Annotated in this window: 14 protein-coding genes; 1 reads left to right on the top strand and 13 read right to left on the bottom strand. The window is 43.4% G+C overall.

Annotated features, from left to right (window positions below):
- Nucleotides 1-119 precede the first annotated feature (119 nt).
- From B3600_RS15820 to B3600_RS15800, 5 genes are all read right to left on the bottom strand, one after another.
- Entirely contained in the window at nt 120-995 is an 876-nt protein-coding gene (locus B3600_RS15820) for a hypothetical protein (protein ID WP_286753634.1), read from the bottom strand.
- A complete protein-coding gene (locus tag B3600_RS15815) occupies nt 995-2,185 on the bottom strand; it encodes a copper amine oxidase (protein WP_286753633.1) in 1,191 nt (396 codons plus the stop codon). The genes B3600_RS15820 and B3600_RS15815 overlap by 1 nt, the downstream gene beginning before the upstream one ends.
- 71 nt (nt 2,186-2,256) lie before the next feature.
- The gene (locus B3600_RS15810; protein ID WP_286753632.1) at nt 2,257-3,924 is read right to left on the bottom strand and encodes a DUF5018 domain-containing protein; all 1,668 of its coding nucleotides are present in this window, start codon (nt 3,922-3,924) and stop codon (nt 2,257-2,259) included.
- Between the two features lie 18 nt (nt 3,925-3,942).
- Complete coding sequence (locus B3600_RS15805; protein ID WP_286753631.1) at nt 3,943-5,646, bottom strand: RagB/SusD family nutrient uptake outer membrane protein; 1,704 nt, start codon at nt 5,644-5,646, stop codon at nt 3,943-3,945.
- Between the two features lie 23 nt (nt 5,647-5,669).
- Nucleotides 5,670-8,879 (bottom strand): SusC/RagA family TonB-linked outer membrane protein, encoded by a 3,210-nt coding sequence (locus B3600_RS15800; RefSeq protein ID WP_286753630.1) that lies wholly within the window; start codon nt 8,877-8,879, stop codon nt 5,670-5,672.
- Between the two features lie 310 nt (nt 8,880-9,189).
- On the opposite strand from B3600_RS15800, the gene B3600_RS15795 reads away from it, so the two are divergent.
- Nucleotides 9,190-10,419 (top strand): ROK family protein, encoded by a 1,230-nt coding sequence (locus B3600_RS15795; protein ID WP_197084111.1) that lies wholly within the window; start codon nt 9,190-9,192, stop codon nt 10,417-10,419.
- 39 nt (nt 10,420-10,458) lie between these two features.
- Here B3600_RS15795 and B3600_RS15790 read toward each other — a convergent pair whose 3' ends face one another.
- From B3600_RS15790 to B3600_RS15755, 8 genes are all read right to left on the bottom strand, one after another.
- Nucleotides 10,459-12,300, bottom strand: a complete 1,842-nt coding sequence (locus B3600_RS15790; protein WP_286753629.1) for a carbon starvation CstA family protein — start codon at nt 12,298-12,300, stop codon at nt 10,459-10,461.
- 10 nt (nt 12,301-12,310) lie between these two features.
- Entirely contained in the window at nt 12,311-13,477 is a 1,167-nt protein-coding gene (locus B3600_RS15785; RefSeq protein WP_286753628.1) for an AGE family epimerase/isomerase, read from the bottom strand.
- A 135-nt stretch (nt 13,478-13,612) separates the two neighbouring features.
- Entirely contained in the window at nt 13,613-14,551 is a 939-nt protein-coding gene (locus B3600_RS15780; protein WP_286753627.1) for a DUF4434 domain-containing protein, read from the bottom strand.
- The gene (locus B3600_RS15775; protein WP_286753626.1) at nt 14,548-15,267 is read right to left on the bottom strand and encodes a GDSL-type esterase/lipase family protein; all 720 of its coding nucleotides are present in this window, start codon (nt 15,265-15,267) and stop codon (nt 14,548-14,550) included. The genes B3600_RS15780 and B3600_RS15775 overlap by 4 nt, the downstream gene beginning before the upstream one ends.
- Nucleotides 15,264-15,953, bottom strand: coding sequence for a GDSL-type esterase/lipase family protein (locus B3600_RS15770; RefSeq protein ID WP_286753625.1), 690 nt, complete (start codon nt 15,951-15,953; stop codon nt 15,264-15,266). Before B3600_RS15770 ends, B3600_RS15775 begins: the two co-directional genes overlap by 4 nt.
- 5 nt (nt 15,954-15,958) lie before the next feature.
- The gene (locus B3600_RS15765) at nt 15,959-17,275 is read right to left on the bottom strand and encodes an MFS transporter (protein ID WP_201638927.1); all 1,317 of its coding nucleotides are present in this window, start codon (nt 17,273-17,275) and stop codon (nt 15,959-15,961) included.
- Between the two features lies 1 nt (nt 17,276).
- On the bottom strand, nt 17,277-18,704 hold the full coding sequence (locus B3600_RS15760) for a DUF5009 domain-containing protein (protein WP_286753624.1): 1,428 nt from the start codon (nt 18,702-18,704) through the stop codon (nt 17,277-17,279).
- 24 nt (nt 18,705-18,728) lie between these two features.
- Entirely contained in the window at nt 18,729-20,579 is a 1,851-nt protein-coding gene (locus B3600_RS15755) for an FAD-dependent oxidoreductase (protein ID WP_286753623.1), read from the bottom strand.
- Nucleotides 20,580-20,628: the final 49 nt, after the last annotated feature.

Genomic DNA, 20,628 nt, shown 5'->3' with positions numbered 1-20,628 from the left:
GATGGATTCTTATCTTAATAATACGAATGATAACAGTTCCTTTAAAGAAATAGGCTTTTCAAAAAAAAGCCAGCTGCATGCAGCTGGCTTTGGCCGTTTATATTTTTTGTGAGCAATATTTAAAAACCGGCTCCATTTATCTGTACATTCTCCCCTCCTTTATTGAGGTTGGCTGCATCTTGTTGGATTTTAAAATATTGTGCCGCTGGGCAGGCCATCTGCGTCATCCGTCCCGCATGCATAGGTACTTCGATCACTTGCTTTGCGTCATAGCGGAGTAAAGTGCTGTAGGACCAAATCGCTTCCAATACTTTCGTTTTTGTTGCCTGCACAGGTTTTCCTTCATTGGCCACCTGATCAATGGCGTTCACTCGTTTAAACTCCCCCAATCCACCCAAGGTATATCCTGCACTTTCAAACGTAGCTTCATATTTCTTGCCGTTACCCTGTATAGCAAATTTTAATATGCCTGGACCAACAATTTCCAATGTCATCAGCACCTTTTCGCCAGGATACCAATAATATTCGTCTTGTGCCGGTGCATTTTGATAAAGACTTGCTTGACCAGAGCTGTGTGCTGCCCTTCGCAAAAAAGGTCGGAAAGCCCGCCTGTCTTCGGTCACATTTCCTTTTTCATCTTTTATAACTTCCCAGGTAAGGCCAATATCCGTTTCTTGTCCCCCCATGTTACCGCCCATATAAACAGAGGGGTTATCCAGGTATTGCTTTGGTTTGCTCGGGTTCAATCGCGCCGGATCAAATTCCATCTTTGGTAAGGTAACTTCGGCCTTAATGCCGACCCAGACATCTGTACTGGAAACGACTTTTCGATAGTAGGCTCCTTGAAAACAAGCTTTTGAAGAAGCCGGACGCACCTCATTTTTGAGATACTCATTCCCATCAACACCTACAACCGGAAATTCTGGTTTAACAAATTCATTTTTTGCACTGCAGGCGGTCAAGCTTAGTAAAAAAAGTAAGCGTATGTGTTTCATTATTTCTTCGGATCAATGGGTACAAAAATTAATGGGGTCGGTAGGCAGGAAGCGCCCGGAGGAGAATAGGTGAATTCAATTTCCTGTATTTCCATCTTCGGGTCGGGCCAATAAGTTTCGATTAGAATTGCCTCTGGATAACCTTTTGTAATCAGCGCATTTTTGGGATATTGCATCACGGTCTTTTGCCCATCTTTACCCACAAGTTCCATGGTCAGTCCCATGCCACCACACCATTGGTTGTCTCCGGAACGGCTGTTCCAGCTAACCAAAGCTAATCCTTTTCCGTCTGTACTCTTCCATTTGATCTTTGTTTTATACAGCACACCATAGTTTCCGGCATTCTTGGCAAATTCTTTTTTCGCACCAATCGTTCCCGTGATCCATGGATCGTCCTGCCCGTCGGCCACAATCAGCTGCACTGCTCCTTTTTTGGTATCGAGCGTATCCGTCGGATTAATCTGATAATTAGAAATCGGAAAAATACCGCGACCAGCGTTTGCGTGACTATGAGGAATCAAGGTCTTGATCCGCGGAAACACTTTTGGCCCAGACTCATCTGGAGCAAATTGAATGACAGCGATCTGCGCCGGCTGGTCAACCACAAACTCATAAAACCCATGGACAAGTTCATCGTATTGTACCAGCTGTTTTTCCAGTTTTTCATCGATAGCCATTACTTCTCCTGGTTTAAGCACTTTCACCTGATTGTTTACAGCAGATAAAAAGTAGTCCTCAAGCCCCTTCTTTCCAATTTCAAAATAGTTTGAACTCGGTTTTTGTGAAGCATACTTCAGCATGCGAAAATGCATATTTTCATGGCCTAGATTTTTAATGACCGCTGAAATCTTACGCGGCATTTTTTGTGGTTCTTTAACACCATTGACGTTATAGACATACAACCTAACAGCCCCAGGGTCAACCGTCTCCTGTAATGCAATAGCCTCAGGAACACGAATATACTCGGGATCATCAGATATGATATACTGCGGTCCCGGTAATACGGTCTTTGTGTAAGGCAACTTAGGAAAGTCCGTTTTTAGAAAATCCTCCAACAGGACGATATCGCCTTTATTTGCGCTGACAATCTTTTTGGACACGCTACTTAAATCATTTTTTTGTGCAAATCCAACTTTACACGAAACTAAACCTAACATCAACAATAAGCTTGTTTTGATGTGCTTGTTCATAATTTTATTTTTTTACGAATGAATACAATGTTCCTCCACTGCAATACAAGCTGCATGAAGGAACAATTATTTTAATTTGAATCGGCATAAATTGTAAACTCCTGCGCAACGAGATAACCAAAGGTCGTCAACATATACACCTGAAGCCTTTGTCCATTTTCTGAGGTTCCCATACAGATGTCGCTGGTTGCATTACCGTTGGTACCGCCAGTAAACAGTTCCGACTCATAAACACGCAATTGGTTATAGGTAGGTGAACTCAGTGTGGTACCAATGCGGGCTCGATCGCTAATATCATAGACATACATCTGCCCGATCTCATTGCTTCCAAACAATTTGACCTGAGCCAAAATATCTGCACTGTTAAAACGCTGAAAGGCGATACCACCATTCATGGCAGTACCGGTAATTGCCGGGAATGCTGCTAGCCGCCCCCATGTACTTCCCGAAACATAAGCAAGTTCGGCGTTAGTGCTCGCGATCAGTTCGGCGTTAGCGCCGACCCCTAAAGGAAGATATTCCGGAAGGAAGCCCAATGATGTCGCACCATCCTTATATTCCAGGACATCGGCAGCGGTAGATTTTATCTGGCCATTTTCGACTGTCCAACGCAGGAGGTAACGACTGGTTGCAACCGAAGCAAGTAACTGACCGTTTCCGTCCATATCCCCTACCCAGTTAAGTTTACGACCGATATTGCCATCGCCGGCAGCTACCGCAGTAGGTTTGCTATAAGGTAGATCCAATAACTTGACCGGACTGGTATCAAAAACATCTTTGTATTTGTATAACACAAAGCTCTGTCCATTCGGCGTATAAGTTCCTAGCATAAATCGTCCTTTTTCATCGCTCACACCTTGGAAGATCAAGCGACCTGCGGGGAAAGGATTTGTTAGGTTATGGGAATAAGCTCCTGTGAAACGGTTGTACACCTTGAATACAGATGGTGAAGTCCGGCTCACAATCACCAAGTAATCGCCACTCACAAAACAGGACGTTTCACTATTTGCAGTGAAGCCCAAGTCTGCCGCTTTCTTCAGGAACAAGCGTCGACTAATGCCCACCCCTTTTTCAAGTTTGACAGGTTCTTTAACAACCAATTTGAGCTGCCGCTTGATATTTCCGGCTCCAGAAATCGTCAGGGGTACTTCTGTACCGTTTGCCAAATTGACCTGACCACCGCTTGCTATTGAACCACTTGAATGCTTATTAATAATGTAACTCAGCGTAGATTGTGAAAGATCCATGCCCGGCACCACATAAAACGTCACCGTATTCCCATTTAGGATCCCCTCAACCTCATTGACCTTTTGTTCGCTGTCTTTGAATGTAATTTTGACTCCCGAAATATCCGTATTGCCTTTCTTCTCGGCAATGACCACATAGTCCTTTGCGTCACCGTTTCCCGCGGTAACAGTAATTTTCTTAGGTAATGTCAAGTCTGTAAATCCATTTAATCCCGGCGTCACCTGGGCATCAGCCGGAACGGAAGCACGCAACATCAGTCGCGAAAGATCCACTTCATTGTCCGAATCGATCGGATAATAATAATCTACGTGCAAATACACCGTATCATTGCTGATCGTACTCAGAAAAAGTCGATCTTGCCCTTTCCCATCAATCGTAGCGTAAAAATCCATCAATTGATTTTTCACATTCCGCTCCAGATAATTAGGCTTTTGACATCCTCCCAAAAGGATCGCACAGGCCCATAAACTATAAAATTTTATTTTGTCCATTGTTAGTCTTTATTATTTTTACCAACCTTTAATTTGAGTCAACGCACCATTCAACTGCACTTCATTTTCAGGTATGGGCAGATAATATAATTTTGTACTGAAACTTCTGTTGGTTGCGTCTGCTGAGACAACCTCGTATGTTAATCCTGTTCCGTTCGGACTGATCTTATGCCCTGTAAACTTCACATTATCCAACAGGAGGTGAGCTTTTCGCCAACGGCGCAAATCCCAAAAACGGTGTCCCTCGAAAGCGAGTTCAACCTTACGCTCATGCTCTACAGCGGCCATTGCCTGATTATTGTTGGCAAGGCTAAGAGCATTAAGTCCACGTTTCTGGCGGAGCTGATTGATGTAGGTTGTTGCTGAGGCAAAATCGCCCAATTGCGCTTTCGCTTCCGCCATAATCAACAAGACCTCGGCATAGCGCATTTCGATCCAGCTTTGTGTACTCTTATTTTGAACGAATGTCGTGTTTGTAGGATCAAGCATTTTGCGTACATAGTATCCCGTAACGGTACGTTTGGGGTCGCCACTCGCGCCAAATGTTGTAAATCCTTCTATCGCATCGGTCGTCGACGTATTCAGTGTTCTTCCTTTCCAGGTTGCACCATTGTACAAGATCGTCGCATAGAAACGAGGTTCACGATTTGTATAGGGAGCCGCTGCCTGCACAGCATTCTGCCAGGAGAATTTGGATCCGTCGGCCATTTCAAATTCATTGACCAATTCCGCGGTTGGTACACCATAAACCAATGTATTACCCGGGGCATCCCGAGGTGGAGCATAACCCAGGTCGTATTGATGCGTTACATCAGGTGCTGCAAAATCTACCCGAAAGATTGCTTCCTTTGTATTTTTATTGGTAAAAATGCCTGCAAAATTATCGTCCAAGGCATAAAGTCCCCCATTAGCCATATCGATGACTTTTTGCGCTGCATCGGCTGATTTTTTAAAATACTCCGCGCTCCTCGCCTGTGAAATGCCCGTCAAAGGATCCTGATTGAACTGCTTGAGATCATATTTAGCAATAGAGCCTGCATACAGTCCTACACGTGCCATCAAGGTATAGGCCGCGCCCTGGGTAGCCCGGCCAGCAAGATTGTTGAGCGGAAGATGATCCACCGCATATTGGAGATCCTCCAGGATAAAATCATAAACGGCTTCCTCACTCGAGCGTTCGTGATCTTTTTCAATATACTGATCCATACTCTTGAATAGAATCACGCTTCCATGGATCTTTGCCAGCCAGAAATAAGCATATGCTCTCACGAACCTGCCCTCAGCCTCATAAACCTGTTTTTGAGCATCGGAAAGGCTGGACTTGGTGTTAATCCCATTGATCATTTCATTGATACGACGGATACGTTCATATCCGCTCGCCCAATAATTCAGGCCTACACTTGCGGAAGAAAACTGGTTTGAGTTGGATACAAGAATATTGACGGTACCATTCCCAGCCGTATTTGAGGTAAATTTCATTCCATCGGCTAAGGCATCCATTGCATTGTCATAGCCTAAATTGGGAAATTGACCAAACTGGAATTTTTTAAATTCAGCATAGATACCCGACACATATAGTTCGGCCGAATTGGGGTCAGCCCATACTTTCTCTTCTGCGATCCGGTCCTGTGGAATTAGATCGACAGAACAACCTTGCAACGCCATAAACAATAGGCCTAAAAATGAAAGCTGCCGACAGCTGGTATATAGAGTTGATTTCATCTGTAATAATAATTTTTAGGAGATTAAAAAGTAACGCTTAAACCAAATTCAAAAATCCGTTGCTGCGGATAAAATCCATTATTGACATTTGGCATTTCGGGATCGAGGTATTTCAAGTAATCCCATGTGAAAAGGTTTGAGCCCGAAGCAAACACGCGTACATGTTCAATCTTCGCTGCATTCAGCAATCCTTTCGGGAAAGTGTAGCCCAACTGCACGGATTTAAGCCGCAGATAATCTCCTTTTCTGATCCATCCTGAATTGGCATTTGCATTGTTCGTCGACATGCCTGTTGCTTTATAGGCACTCATACGTGGAAATTCGGCATTCGGATTGTCTTCACGCCAGGAGTTTTCAACCAAGAAATAAGGGGAGTTTCCATAGTTATAAAAAGGACGCGTAAAAGGTGTATTATCCTCTACCCCTGAAGTTCCTGACGATCCTTCGTACGCTCCCGCGAGGGCAACATCAACTCGTGCGGCACCTTGCAACAATGCCGAAAAGTCGAAGCCTTTATAAGCCATATCGAAATTCAAACCAAATGTTAATTCAGGTACGTTGGAGCGTCCAATATAGGTCATATCGTCCGTTCGGGTAATCCGCCCGTCGCCATTCAAATCTTTAAATTTGAAAAAACCAGGAGCCATAAATCCCGAACTTGGTGAAGGTGTGTTACGGGCTTCCTCCCAGGTCTGCACCATCCCCTCTTTGACAAAGCCGACTTTTGTTCCGATCGGTTTGCCGATGAGACTTTGCCAAGAAGGAATCCCATTGGCTTCATCGAGTTTCAGATACCTGTTTTTCGCCCAGTTGATATTCCCGGTCAGACCCAATTTAAATTCGCCAAAATGGTCGTTATAACGCAATTGCGCATCGAACCCACGGTTATCAACTTCGCCTATATTGGCCAAACTCGGAAAATATCCACCCATCGACGCTGGATAAAGGTTTCCTACCTGTCCCAAAATACCGGAAGTATAACGGTAGAACCATTCGAAATCAAAACCAAACTTGCCATTTAAAAACCTTGATTCAAAACCCACGTTTGATGTGGTTGATTCTTCCCATTTCAACAAAGGGTTTTGAGGTGCATTGGTATATAAAGCTTTGACCGGTTTACCGTCTATGACAATGACTGGTGTTGTATTTTGCGAAAGGGTATTAATGTAAGGGAAACTACCCACCTGCGCACGATCATTGCCAGTACGCCCAATAGATCCTTTTAATTTAAGGAAATCTGCAAAAGGGACAGCTTCCTTAAAGAAGGACTCATTTGAGACAACCCAGCCCAATCCAATGGCCGGAAAAGATTTCCAGCGGTTTTCCTTGGCAAAGTTAGCGGAGGCATCCCAACGCGATACCAACTCCACTAAATAACGATCGCGGAAAGCATAATTCAGTCGCGTCACAAATCCCGCCCGTGCAGATTCCGCATCACTGGAACCTGTAGACTTGATAATATCTTCCTGGGAAGCCGAACCATAATTTATTTCCTGAATAATACTGATCGGAAAATTACTTGCGCCGGCACCAAATTGATTACCACGCGTCTTCGCATATTCATATAAGCCCAAAACACCAATACTATGTTCACCAAAGGTTCGGTTATAATTTAAACTCGCTTGCCAGGTGCTTCGGTAGCTAGCCGCAAAACTCTGACGAAGGGATGTTTTGGTGATCCCGGGCAATGTGGTCATGGCTACGAAATCGCCTGCAACCTGATCCCGCTGTCTTCCCATCGTCGGATACGGAGTCAGCCAAGATTTGGATTCATCCGAATTATAGTCGTACGCACCCTGAACTTTTGCCAGCAAACCTGTTACTCCTGGAACTTTAAAATCGATGTTTGCAGTTCCCTGAAAGATATTGCTTTTGAGCTTCTGATAGCCCGAATTTGCTACGGAAGCAATTGGATTAACCCAGCCTGCTCCGGCCTGATACGCTACTGGGAGTCCATTTGGAGCATACATCGGCAGATTGGGCAGCATCCGAACAGCCTGGTAAAATGGATTCATATAGGCGGAGTTATCGGGTGAAATACCCGGTAAATTGGTATTCTGATTACGCAAACCAATGTTCAAACCGACCGTCAGGTATTCATTAAGCTCACTTTTAAGGTTTGTACGAATGTTGTAGCGTTTGAAATTGGTATTATCGATCACCCCATCCTGGTTCATGTGACTGACCGATGCAAAATACTGCGTTTTGCTCGCTCCACCAGAAATTGTCGCGGCATGATGTTGCGAATAGCTATTATTATCTGCCAATAGTCCAATCCAATCGGTGTTGCCAAACAAAGGATTGGTATTGGTTCCATTTGAGACCGCATCGATAAGTTCCTGCGTGTAGATGTATGGTGCTTCAGTTTGCTTCGTATTTCGAAGAAAATCATTGTCCAATTCTGTCCCTTTATTGTACCAGTTCATATAATCCGGTCCATTGAGGAATTTTGGAAAGCGGGTATTTTGGCCAATGCTATATCCAAAGTCATAGGTTACTTTGGTCTGCTCCTTTCGTCCATTTTTTGTTTTAACCAATATAATACCATTGGCAGCCTGTACACCATAAGCCGCTGTGGAGACGGCGTCCTTTAAAAAAGAAATAGTTTCAATCTCACTTGGATCCAGGTAAGCTAGGGTAGAAAGTGGGCGCTCGATATCATCGACAATCACCAAAGGACTTCGATTACCACCATAAGTCCCCACTCCGCGCAGATATAATGTCGCATTGTCTGCTCCAGGGCGTCCTGATTGTTGCAATGCTGTCAATCCGGGAACACGCCCTACAAGTGCATTGGTCAAGTTCATCGACGGGGCTTTCTTGAGCTGATCACCTCCAATCTGTACGACAGATCCAACGACGTTGTTCTTTTTTTGCGTACCATAAGCCACAACAACCACTTCATCAATCTGACGTTCATCGGGCTGCAAAACAAAACTCTGTGCGCCGGCAACTGTAATCTTTCGCGACTGCGACAAATAGCCGATATAACTTACCTGAAGTTCGGCTGGCAATCGGTCCACCTGCAGCGTAAAACCTCCCTTTTGATCCGTCCGCGTTGTTGCAGAAGTTCCCACTACTTTAACCGTTGCCCCAGCAATAGGCTGTTCATCGCGATTGCGTACGGTACCGTTTACAATGGATTGGGCAAAGCTTATTGCGGATTGCATAAAAACAATAAGTAATCCCAATGCCTTAAAAAGATACCTGCGTTTTACATGTGTTGGTTTCATAATTTAGGAATGAAAAAATAGTGTTATGTTAAAAAATAGTATTTATGGTCACTCGGTTACCTCACATGAACAGACGTTTTCCATTGGATAAAACACGCAACGTTCTGACACCGACAAGGCAACGTATTTTGGTTTACAATTATTAGGTATATTATTTATACAACACTAAATAAGAAATAAAATTTTAAATATTCAAATTATTTCTAATTTTTTTTATTAATTCAAATAGACTAAAGAAGAAAAAACATAAACATAATTTGGGATGATGAGATATTTACTATATTTACCCAAAAGTTAACGTAACCAAGTTATGGGCATAAAATTTTTGAGTGATTTACATGATGCGAGCTATAGCGGTGTAGCGTATAAAAACATTTTACTTAAAAAGGAAATTTTAACCTTTTTTGCGACCAAAGGCCCCTCGACCATTCCTGAGTTGAGCAAGGAATTCAACATTAGCATTCCCAAGATCAACGAATGCATCAATGAACTCATCGAAGATGCATTGGTACAGGACAATGGAAAATCGACTTCGGGAATTGGTAGAAAACCAAATTCCTACGGTCTACTTCCGAATGCCGCATTTTTTGTCGGCGTGCAGGTGAGCCATGATCATCTCAGTATTGTGGTCATGAATATGAAAAAAGACATTATTGCCAGTCAGGAGGAAATTCCACATCGTTTGGAGAATAATCAGGAATCACTCCAGAATATATGCCGGGAGATCAATCAGTTTATTGCCACCCATCAGATTCAGAAAGACAAAATATTGGGGGTAGGTATCAATCTTTCTGGCCGTATCAACTATCGAACAGGTTATTCCTACAGTTATTTTAATTTTTATGAAGATCCTTTATCGAAATATTTCGAACAGGAGCTGCAATTACGTACCTATCTTGAAAACGATAGTAAGGCGCTTGCCTATGGGGAATTTTCCAGCGGAATTTTAAAGGACGAGAAAGATGCACTTTTTGTCAATGTGGACAATGGTATCGGATTGGGCATTTTGATCAACGGAAAGATCTATTATGGGAAATCGGGTTTCTCGGGTGAATTTGGGCATATTCCAATTTTTGACAACGATATCATCTGTCGCTGCGGAAAAAAGGGGTGCCTCGAAACGGAAGCATCTGGTTTTGCACTTAGAAACCGTGTAATAGCAGCACTGCAAAATGGTGCAACGAGCATACTGACAAAAAAATTTAATGATCTGGAAGATATTCGGCTGGGCGATATTATCCATGCTGCAAAAAAAGATGACAATCTCGCTATTGAGTTAATCAATGAACTTGGGGAAAAATTAGGTCGTGGACTTGCCACATTGATCAATATTTTCAATCCAGAAATCATCATCGTCGGTGGAATTTTAGCCAAAAGTGAGGAATACCTGATGTTACCGCTGAAGAATGCTGTCAATAAGTTTTCATTGTCTATTGTTAACAAGGATACCAAACTTGCTTATTCAAATAATGGAGAAAAACTTGCGGCCTTTGGAGCCTGCCTTCTCATTCGGGACCGTCTGCTTTCTATTATCGATTAACACATAAGACGTGGATTTCCGTGAAATCCACGCGCTACTTTATCTTTCCACAATTTCCTTCACAACCTCTCCATATTGATCTTTCACCTGCTCTTTCCGTTGTGCAAGGTATATCCACTTCTTAAACGTTCCGATAAATACAATCGCCATCAATGACATCGCTGCTACGGCCAAGCCCGCCAGTAGGTACTGTCCTTTAGGCACATATCCTTGTACCACCTGAAGATAGCCGGCCCAAAATGTAATCACGGCCATAAAGACACCGGGAACGGCTGCAAACAAGACATATTTTCGTCTATTCATCCGGATGAGCATCGTTGTACATACAATCAGACCACAGGCTGCCAAGAGCTGATTGCTAATACCAAATAATGGCCAAATGCTACTTACGTTACCGGTATAAACCAAATATCCCCAGGAAAACGTAAACAGGGCGCTGCAAATCCATACACCTGGTTTCCAGTTTTTATCGCTAAATTTAGGGAAAACAGTTCCTAGCATTTCCTGTAGAAAAAAACGTCCCACCCTGGTACCTGCATCAATCGCTGTAAGAATAAAAACAGCTTCAAACATGATAGCAAAATTATACCAATAGGCCATTATATCGTTCATAAAAGGAACCTTATCGAAGATATGAGCCATCCCTACAGCCAACGACACTGCCCCGCCCGTCCTACCGTGCAGATCTACACCTATTCTGTCTATAAAATGTGGTAAATCCACAGCTGAAAGATGGGGGTGCTGCGTTAGAAACTGTGCATAATCGGCTACCGGCGTATTGATCGCAAAATAATCACCAGGCATCAACGTACAAGCTGCAATCAAGGCCATCAAGGCAACAAAGCCCTCAACAAGCATGGCGCCATACCCCACAAACAAGATCTCACGTTCATTACCGATCATTTTGGGCGTCGTCCCGGTTGCGATAATAGCGTGGAACCCTGATATGGCTCCACAGGCAATCACAATAAAGATAAAGGGCAAGACAGGTCCTGAAATTACAGGTCCGCCACCATGGATAAATGAGGTCAAGGCGGGCATCTGAATTGTTGGTGCAACAAAAAATATTCCTACCGTCAGCATAATAATTGTACCTATTTTGAGATAGGTCGACAGGTAATCTCTCGGAACCAATAATAGCCAGATGGGCAATACTGAAGCGAAGAAACCATATACAGCAATACCGATAGAGATCGTTTTCACATCCCAGTTGAAAAGTGCGTGAAAAGTTGGAACCTGCATCAGGTGATGACCGGCTATAATACCTGCAATAAGCAAGATACCACCAATGATACTCGCCAAGGTCACCGAGCCCTCCCGATAGCGCATCATCAAGCCCATTAAAATAGCAATGGGCATTGTCAGTACAATCGTAAATAAAGACCATGGTGCCTCGTGCATTGCACTGATACAGGCCAGCGATAGTCCGGCCAACGTTAGGATCAAAATAAAAAGTACGGCGATACCAGCAATAGTGCCAATAGGTTTACTGACCTCCTTGGAGGCAATGGTTGCCAAACTTTCGCCTTTATGTCGTACAGAAGCGAAAAGCACGACCATATCGTGCACACCGCCACCTAATACACAACCAATTAATATCCACAGAGCGCCCGGCAGATAACCAAACTGTGCCGCGAGAACTGGACCAACTAGTGGTCCTGCCGCAGCTATCGCGGCGAAATGATGGCCAAACAACACTTTTTTATCGGTTTTCACATAATCATGGCCATCAGCAAACTCCACCGCCGGTGTCTGGCGACTTCCATTCAACCTGAGCAGCTTATTTGCTAGAAACAAGCCATAAAAACGATACGCGATCGCAAAAATCAATATCGCTGCGAAAACTAAGGTCAACGCATTTATTCCATTGAGAGCATCCATAGCAATTAAGTTACACGATTATTTTTGCTTTTTCAAACACCTCATATACCTTCCATAAGGCACGAGGCACATGAAAGCATCCCTTCCATTTTCCGCCTTTGAGATCGAGCAATACCTCACCTCTTCGATTGAGGTAGCCAAACCATTCGCCATGTTCGGGATCCCTAAAATGTGTCCAGGTATATTCATGAACTCGTTCAAACCAACGTTTAGCCTCTTCATTACCCGTCAGTACCCAGGCTTTCGCCATACAGACCAGTGTTTCACAGTGCACCCACCATAACTTCTGGTCCCATTCCAACTGCTGGGTTGGTTTACCCTGCGCATCCATAAAGTAGAATATACCTCCATATTTCTCATCCCATCCATGCTCCAACATACGAAGACCAATATGCATGGCTTTTTCAATCAACGCTGGTCGCTGCAGTCTTTCTCCTAGATCCATCATAAACCACATGGCTTCTATCGCATGTCCCGGATTGAGCAATCTTCCTTCAAAACTATCCAGCAATGAACCATTGGGACTTACATTTTCAAAGACAAGCCCCTGCTCCTCTTTATAAAACACATCCATTACCTCGACCACGATATCCTCAATCAATTCCTGCACCAGATTAGGTTCCAATAAATGCTCCAGTTCGATGGAGAGGTTGCTCAAGATCATAGGCAAAGCAAAATTCTTTGATGGACGTACCCCTGGAACAGCCTTATCGTATATCCCCTTCGTATGTGTTCGACGTTTCAATATATTATGAAAGGTATCTTGAGCAATTTCCGCGTAACGCTGCTCCTGAGTTGCTGTATACAGGGCACCAAATCCCATAGCAGCAAAGCAATCGGAAAAAACATTATAGGGCTGCACAAGCGCCTTCCCTTGCCGATCAAGTGAAAAATACCAGTTCCCCTCTTCGTCACGTCCATGTTTTTCCATAAAGCTGGCACCATGAACTGCAATATCCAACCAGGATGACCGTGTTTCAATTTTGTTGTAAATACTCGAAAAGAGCCAAACTTGCCGCCCCTGCAGCCACATAAACTTATCCGTGTCAAAAACTCCACCTCTTCTATCCAGACAGGTAAAATAGCCACCATACTCCCTATCGAGCGAATGCTCCGTCCAGAAAGGAAGAATATGATTAAATAATTCGTCTTTATAAATTGTACTGTAATGATTCATATATAAATGAATTTGCTCTTTAAAGGCCATTTAAAATCTCTGGCCTACTCTTATCAATAATGCTATTTCTTGTTCTCTGACTTCTTCGAGATTGCTTTTGTCGTCATTTCGCGTGCTGTAAACACGCGATCCCTATCACCAATTGTGGTTCAGTGCATATTCTCGGTACCGATTGTAAAGGTGTCCCGCCTGTAAATAAGCGGATTGCGGACTCATAAAGTGAGAAAATTCGAAAGTAATAGCCTTATCATAACCAGCCTTCGCTGCAGCTTCAAGTTTTAGCCTTAGTTTATCAAACTTGATCGGAAGAAATTTGATCGGCATATCCCGGTCGAAAGATTCGGCATTCGTCCAACAGGCCATACCATATTTATCAGCCAATTTCTTATTGACCTCAAAGAAATCGGGAAGCTCATCGTAATTAATGTGTCCATCCTGAAAGGCCACTACGTCGACAGCTCCTTGTATACCTTCAAAAATTTCGCCCCATTCCCTTTCATGTTCCAATACCGAAACTGCATCGGCTTTACTAAGCTCTGGAGAAGCAGCAAGCACGGCTTTTTTCCCATCAATCCAGGGCGATATGAATGTCGGCAAGCCCCCACTGACGGCTTTGCACTGTAAACCAAGTGTACGAAAAGCATGAACAGCCCCTTTCGTTTTACGGCTGATTTCCGTACTGATATACCATCCACCGAAGCTTTTATAATGCCCATATTTAGCCCAGACCTCTTCAATTACATATTGATTGGCATCGATTTCGTGACTCAGATCTCCTGTCTCCCAATAAATACCGCTGTCATAAAGTCCAAAATAGAATTTCATCTCATACTTATCTGCAAGCTGCAGATAAAGCGCTACAAGATCCAACGATGGTTTAAAACAGCCATATTTGTCCATCAGATAAGCCGATGGATAGGTTATAAATTTACGATAGCCACTGCGAATCATAATAACAGTGTCTATACCAATTGCCTTCATATATGCAAAATCCCGATCCCACTCTTCCGGGCCCCAATTTTGGTGCGGAATATCGTGGGAAATCTCGTCAATAAATGTCCCTGTAATTCTCATAAATATTTCTTTTCTTTTAATAATTGTACCCATTTTATGTAGGCACTTGGTATCAGATGGATACCATCAGCAGAATAAACTGCGTTAAGTTTTCCCTCATTGTACTGAAAAAGTGGACAGAGGTCGACAAATGGAATATTTTCATCTGCTGCAAGCTGTCTTAGTTTTTCATTTAAGATTGGAACCAGCACATTTCTACCTTTTGTATAGGGCTCTTTTGTGAGTTCTTCATTGATTGGTAAAGCACTCTGAAGATAGATAAGGGTCTTTGGTGAGATCTTTTTTATTCGTTTAATGATACGCTTGTAGTTATTGACCGACACTTCCTGCGGAAGCTTTCTGAATTGGTCATTAATGCCATCCATCAGAAAAATTGCCCGCGGACGTCCGCGCAACACCTCATCGATACGCGCAAGAATCCCAAACGAATTATCTCCGCCTATCCCCCTGTTCAGTACAGGATATCTTAAATCTGCAAGCAATTCCTGCCATTCTGCCCGTTCAGTAATACTGTTTCCCAAAAACACGATTGCTCCTTTAATGGTTGGACTTTGTTCGAAATAGGCCATTCGTTGTTGATAATACCAGTTGGCGTAACTGCTATCTATTTTAATCTCCTGAGCTGAGAGGGGCTGGGAAAATACCGATAGATATATTCCAATTAGGAAGCAACCTTGGAAAATACGATACACCTTAAAAAATTCCAATGATCTCATAATAGTTTTTGCTGTTTTAAATAATTGGCCCAAATCAAATAGCTGGCCTGCTTCAGATGTAAACCATCAATTGTTAGCTCAGCTTTTAGTTCCCCATTACCGTCCGCCAATATCGGCTGTAAGTCTACAAAACGAACTTGATGTGCCGTACATAAATCTTTCAAAGCTTTGTTCAGTAGCACGATCTTGTCATTCCGAACCTCTTCATAGATTTTTGGCAGTAAAGATTCATTCACAGGTAGAAGTCCCTGCACAAAAAGCGCTGTATTTGGCGACTGCTTTTTAACCTGCTTTATTATCCTTTCTATATTCGTTGAAATAATGGAAAGCGGTATTCCTCTTTTCATGTCGTTCACCCCACAGAGCAGAAATATTTTTCGTGGTCTGGACGCTAATATCTCGTCTAGTCGTGCTAAAATACCGTAAGTCACATCACCGCTAATCCCCCGATTGATCACATGCTTACGTTGGAGGATTTCTTGCCATTTTCCACCTTCGGTAATGCTATTACCAAGGAAAACGATTTCGTCCTTCTGGTTGGGCATCGCTTTAAAAAACTCAAGCCTTGCGCGATAATGCTGATTATCAAACGTAGAATCAATGCCCTTTGATTGCGCTAAAGTCAATGCCGGTAAAAAAAAAGGCAACCATAAGGCCTTCCAGTTCCTATAAGTAAGTATGTTCATATGCATTAATTATTTTCGTCGGTATGCTCTTTTTCGGGTTTTCGCAATGGCACCCACCAGGAAACCAAAAAGGCCGGAATAGTAGAAATCAACACCCAGATAAAAAATTCTTGATAGCCCAAATGATCACTCAGCCAGCCGCTGATCATCGAAGGAATCATAAATCCCAGATTAACAAGTCCACTTCCGAAAGCGTAGTGTGCCATCTTATATTTACCTGGGGCAATATTTTGCATGATAAAAAGAATAATTCCGATAAAGCCAAAACCATATCCAAAGTACTCGATGGCGACAGCAGTAGCTATGAGATAAAGGTTTGTCGGCAATGTGATCGCAAGAAAGGCATAAGCTACAAATGGAATATTAAAGAAGGCACAAAGGATCATAAGTGTCCTGCGGTCTAAGCCCTTTTTGGATACAAAATGCCCTGCGACAATCGACCCCAACACAAAAGCTATGGCACCAAATACACCATAAAGCAATCCAATTTCCGAAGTACTCAGGCCAAGCCCACCTTCGGTACGTTGTGCTTTAAAAAATAACGGAGTGATCTTAATGGCCTGCCCTTCAGCAAAACGATAAAAGACAATAAAAAGTAAACTAAACCAAATATTCTTTTTCTGAAAAAATGTTATGATAACGTCTTTAAGCGTATCCATCCCCTCCTTTAAAGAAGTGGATTTGGGAGCTTCGTGGTGAGCAGGTAAAGCACGTATACTGTACAATCCAATCGCCAACATAATAAATCCATAAGCAAACATCACCACCATCCATGCGGATTTAATACCGATTTCCTGCTCCAATTGCCCCGCCAAATAAACGAGTACACCTCCAGAAAACACTTTGGCCACATTATAGAAGGCACCCTGCCAGCCGACATATTTTGCCTGTTGTTTTGCATTCAGTTCATTCAAATATACCCCGTCGGCTGCGGTATCATGTGTGGAACCACTAAATGCAATCAGGGTCAACAAGGCAATGGAGAAGCTAAAGAAATGATCCAACTGCAGCGTAAGACCAAGCAGACCAAAGAGTAGTCCCGTGAGCAGCTGGGTGGTATAGACAAAAAATTTCTTGGTCTTATACAGCTCCAAAAAAGGACCCCATAAGGGTTTTATTGTCCAGGGCAGCATAATCAAAGAGGTCCAAAAAGCAATCTTTGCGTCCGATACCCCCAAATTTTTATACATAATGGAGCTCGCACCCGAAAGGGCAACAAAAGGTAGCCCCATGGCAAACCATGTTGTGGAGATCCAAAAAATAGGCGGAAGTGCCTTACGCCCTTTGCGAAGCTCCATCGTTTGTTCTAATAATTCATTCATTTTATGACTTCCAATAAAGTTTTAACCGGCTGCTCACTATCGTCAACAGCGCCACGATTCCAGTGAATAATACACCTCGCATCACTCCCCCAAAAACACCCTGTGCCCCCATCTGATCAAGAGCGCTCTGTAGTCCCGTAAGCGCCAAAAGTGGGATCAACACTAGATTTCCTGCGGTATAGGCGACCATCGGATTTTTACCAACCAGTGCTATACCTCGAAACAGCGATTTTCCAAAAGCAAGTTTCTCGATACAACACAACATTGTTAGCGCATAACAGGCTAAGCCCGTAGAGACAAAATAATAGCTGTATGTGGAATAATCCTTTTTTATTCCCCCCTCATACGCTTCGAAGATCAGTCCTAAAAAAAGCAGATAGCTTCCGAGCACAGCCATTTTTGCCTGTAGTGTCAGTACTTCGCCCTTCCGAAAAACATCTGAACAGAAGCATAGTGAAAAGATCAACATCAGGGTAAGTCCGATATTGATATCGAGATAACGCATATAGAGATTGAAGACATTCAGCCCAATGAGAATGGCACAGAGCGAACCTTGTAACGCTAGTTGAGACCGCCGCATCCTGGGTTTGTCGGCCAACGACCTATCAGCAATAATCCACTCGCCGACAACTGTAGCCGGAAGGATAATAAAGAGGTATTTGAGGTAATAAAATTGATAAAGCCAAGTCGCAGGGCTGAGTTTGTAGATAAATTCGTTGATACTACCGACTTCTTTCGCGCCCAAAAAAACGCCCATAATAAATGGTAAAATCGCCATACGTAACCAAATGGATTTCGCCGTCAGCCACCACCACAGTGTTCCAAACAAAGCCATATTGGCCAGTACCAGAATAATAATATCTGTCTTCTCGAGGGTAAATTTATCCGTTTGTGCATACAGCAGATATAGCATCCCTACAGATAGCAACAGGGCCGCTACGTGAACAAGTCTCGCGGTCCGCATCGGCAAATAGGACGTTAAATCGGCATAGAGGGCAAAGAGCAGGACAAAACCCACGATTGACAAGAGATACTGCGACGCAGCAGGCTCACCACTCATAACCCAAGCGCGCATATAAAAAGAAAATAAGGCGAAAAAGAATAAGGCAACGAAACGTTTAAAAATTGTACTCACAATACGCCCAGCGTTTAGGTTAGCCACTTTTTTCCGCATAGCCAATGGGATCGCCGCCCCCATCGTAAAAAGGAAAATCGGAAAAACCAGATCTACCCAGGTTATACCCGCTATACTGGGATCAAATACATGCTTGGGCGGTGGCACCTGTGCATGGTACATCCAAGCAGGAAGGCTTCCAAATGAAATGCTCGATGAAAGCACCATTAAAAGGATGGCAATTCCTCGCAGCACATCTAAACTATCGTTTCGCTGCTGTGGAGTCGCTGTGGAATTTGGTAAAATTGGTATCATCTCGTTTTTCTATGCGTTAGGAAATCAATTTTTTGTTGTTATAAATTGGCCGGTAAAATCCACTGGCCGTTCAAACGGCTTTAGGATATCATCCAACACAACCGCCACTTGAGCCCTTGTTAACACTTGATTTTCTTTTGCTGCAATGACGGACCAGATTTTATCTTTATCCAAAGTGGGATCGACTTGGAGCAATAGAGCCACAAAAAATCCTGCGGTCACATCGGCGCCCGAGCCAGCGACTTTATCGGCCGCTGGATAATAACTACGCATACCATCGATCAGATCCACTTCGCTTATACGGTGTTCGGGATAGAACCAGGTCTGATTGGCCCATTTGTATGGCACACCTCTGCCTTTAAGAATACCTGTTGCTCCAATACGTTGGATTGCCTGAAAAAGGCTATCTTTTGGATCAATATCGATAAAGGGCATCAGGTATGCACGATTATCCAAAAGTACTTGTTGCACTTGCCGCAACGAAAGTTCTTTGGGGCTTACACCTTCTTTTGCGGACAGCGCCGCAAGTACTCCGGCAGCTTGACCAATACCCAATACCACTGGCTGAAGGCGGGTGGCTCCAGCCACAATATTGCTCACACTGATGCTTTTTTCAGCAACGATAAAATCCGTTACTTTCTCAGGAATCAAACTTCCAAGGGGCACATTATAAGAAGGTACCCGAATCTTAACAAAATCGATTTTGGGTGCATTCGGGTTCTTCAGGTGATGATGATCGATGGTATAGTCGCCTACTATCCCACCAGTGCGGTATAAGGGCAGCTCCTGCTCATAAGGACGCTGCACATAGGGCAATGTCAAATGGACCAAGCCCTTAGCGCGTCTAGACTCGCGATGATAAGCAATAAAGGGAAGTTTATCGGCTGTATCATATTCATCATCGGCAAGCCCCAAGTTTTTAAAACCAAGCTGATTTTGAAGATGATATACAAAACGTAAGGAATGATCTTTCGCCTTTTGCAACTCCAAAGCCCTCGCCTTTGGCGACATTTCGATAATATTCAGGTAGATATCATTTCCATCTTTAGGCCAGTTTATCATGTATTTTCCATTCGGCAATTTCCCATAGGTAATCATTTGATCACAATTGATGATAGGCGTATCACTGTGTGAAGCAGGATCTTTAACATCACAGGCATGTTCAAATTCTTTAGGATCATAACCCTGAGGTTTCTTTAGCAATCTCTTTGGATCAGCACCATAGTCTTTCAGAATAGCGACATAAGTAAGGTCTTGAATTATTGAATTGGCCTTTTCGGGGGCAAATTCTTCTTTCGTATCGTAGCGGCTATCCATACCGATGCTGTAAGCAACACCCGCACGCGGCAAGAGATCACCCAATTCCGTCGCATCGACTAAAATAGAAGCGTTTACGGTTTTCTTTTTTCCTTCCTGTTCAATGGCAACGGTCCAGCCTTTAGCCTGTTTTTTCAGGTCTAAAAGGGTACTTTTATACCAAACGTCAATATTTTTTTCGGCTCCAACCATCTTTTTTAGCAAACGGTTACCGACCGAAGGTTCAAATAGCGTATTGCTTACCCAGCCTGTTTCCACGGCCTTTGGACCACCATAATAGGCATAAAGCTCTGTCCTAAATTCGCCCCATATTCCCGAAGGCATACGATGGTTACCGTCAATAGCGGAGACCCCAGCGGCAGTGAGCATACCACCCAACCAGCTTGTCTCTTCCACCACAAGGACCTTACTTCCCAAACGGGCAGCCTGCAAAGCCGCAGAAACACCGCTTGCGCCTCCCCCAACAATCAATACATCGTATGAAGCAACAGCCTGCCCCTGCGAGGAGAGCGTGACAGAAACCAATAAAATAGAAAAAAAAGATTTAAACCAATTCATATGAAGTTAATTGCAGTAAATAATTTGAAAAATACGCGCCGAATACCGA

This window comes from Sphingobacterium sp. UBA2480, assembly GCF_002341965.1.
In the GTDB taxonomy this organism is placed as follows: Bacteria; Bacteroidota; Bacteroidia; order Sphingobacteriales; family Sphingobacteriaceae; genus Sphingobacterium; species Sphingobacterium multivorum.
This window is presented reverse-complemented; position numbering and strand designations above follow the sequence as displayed.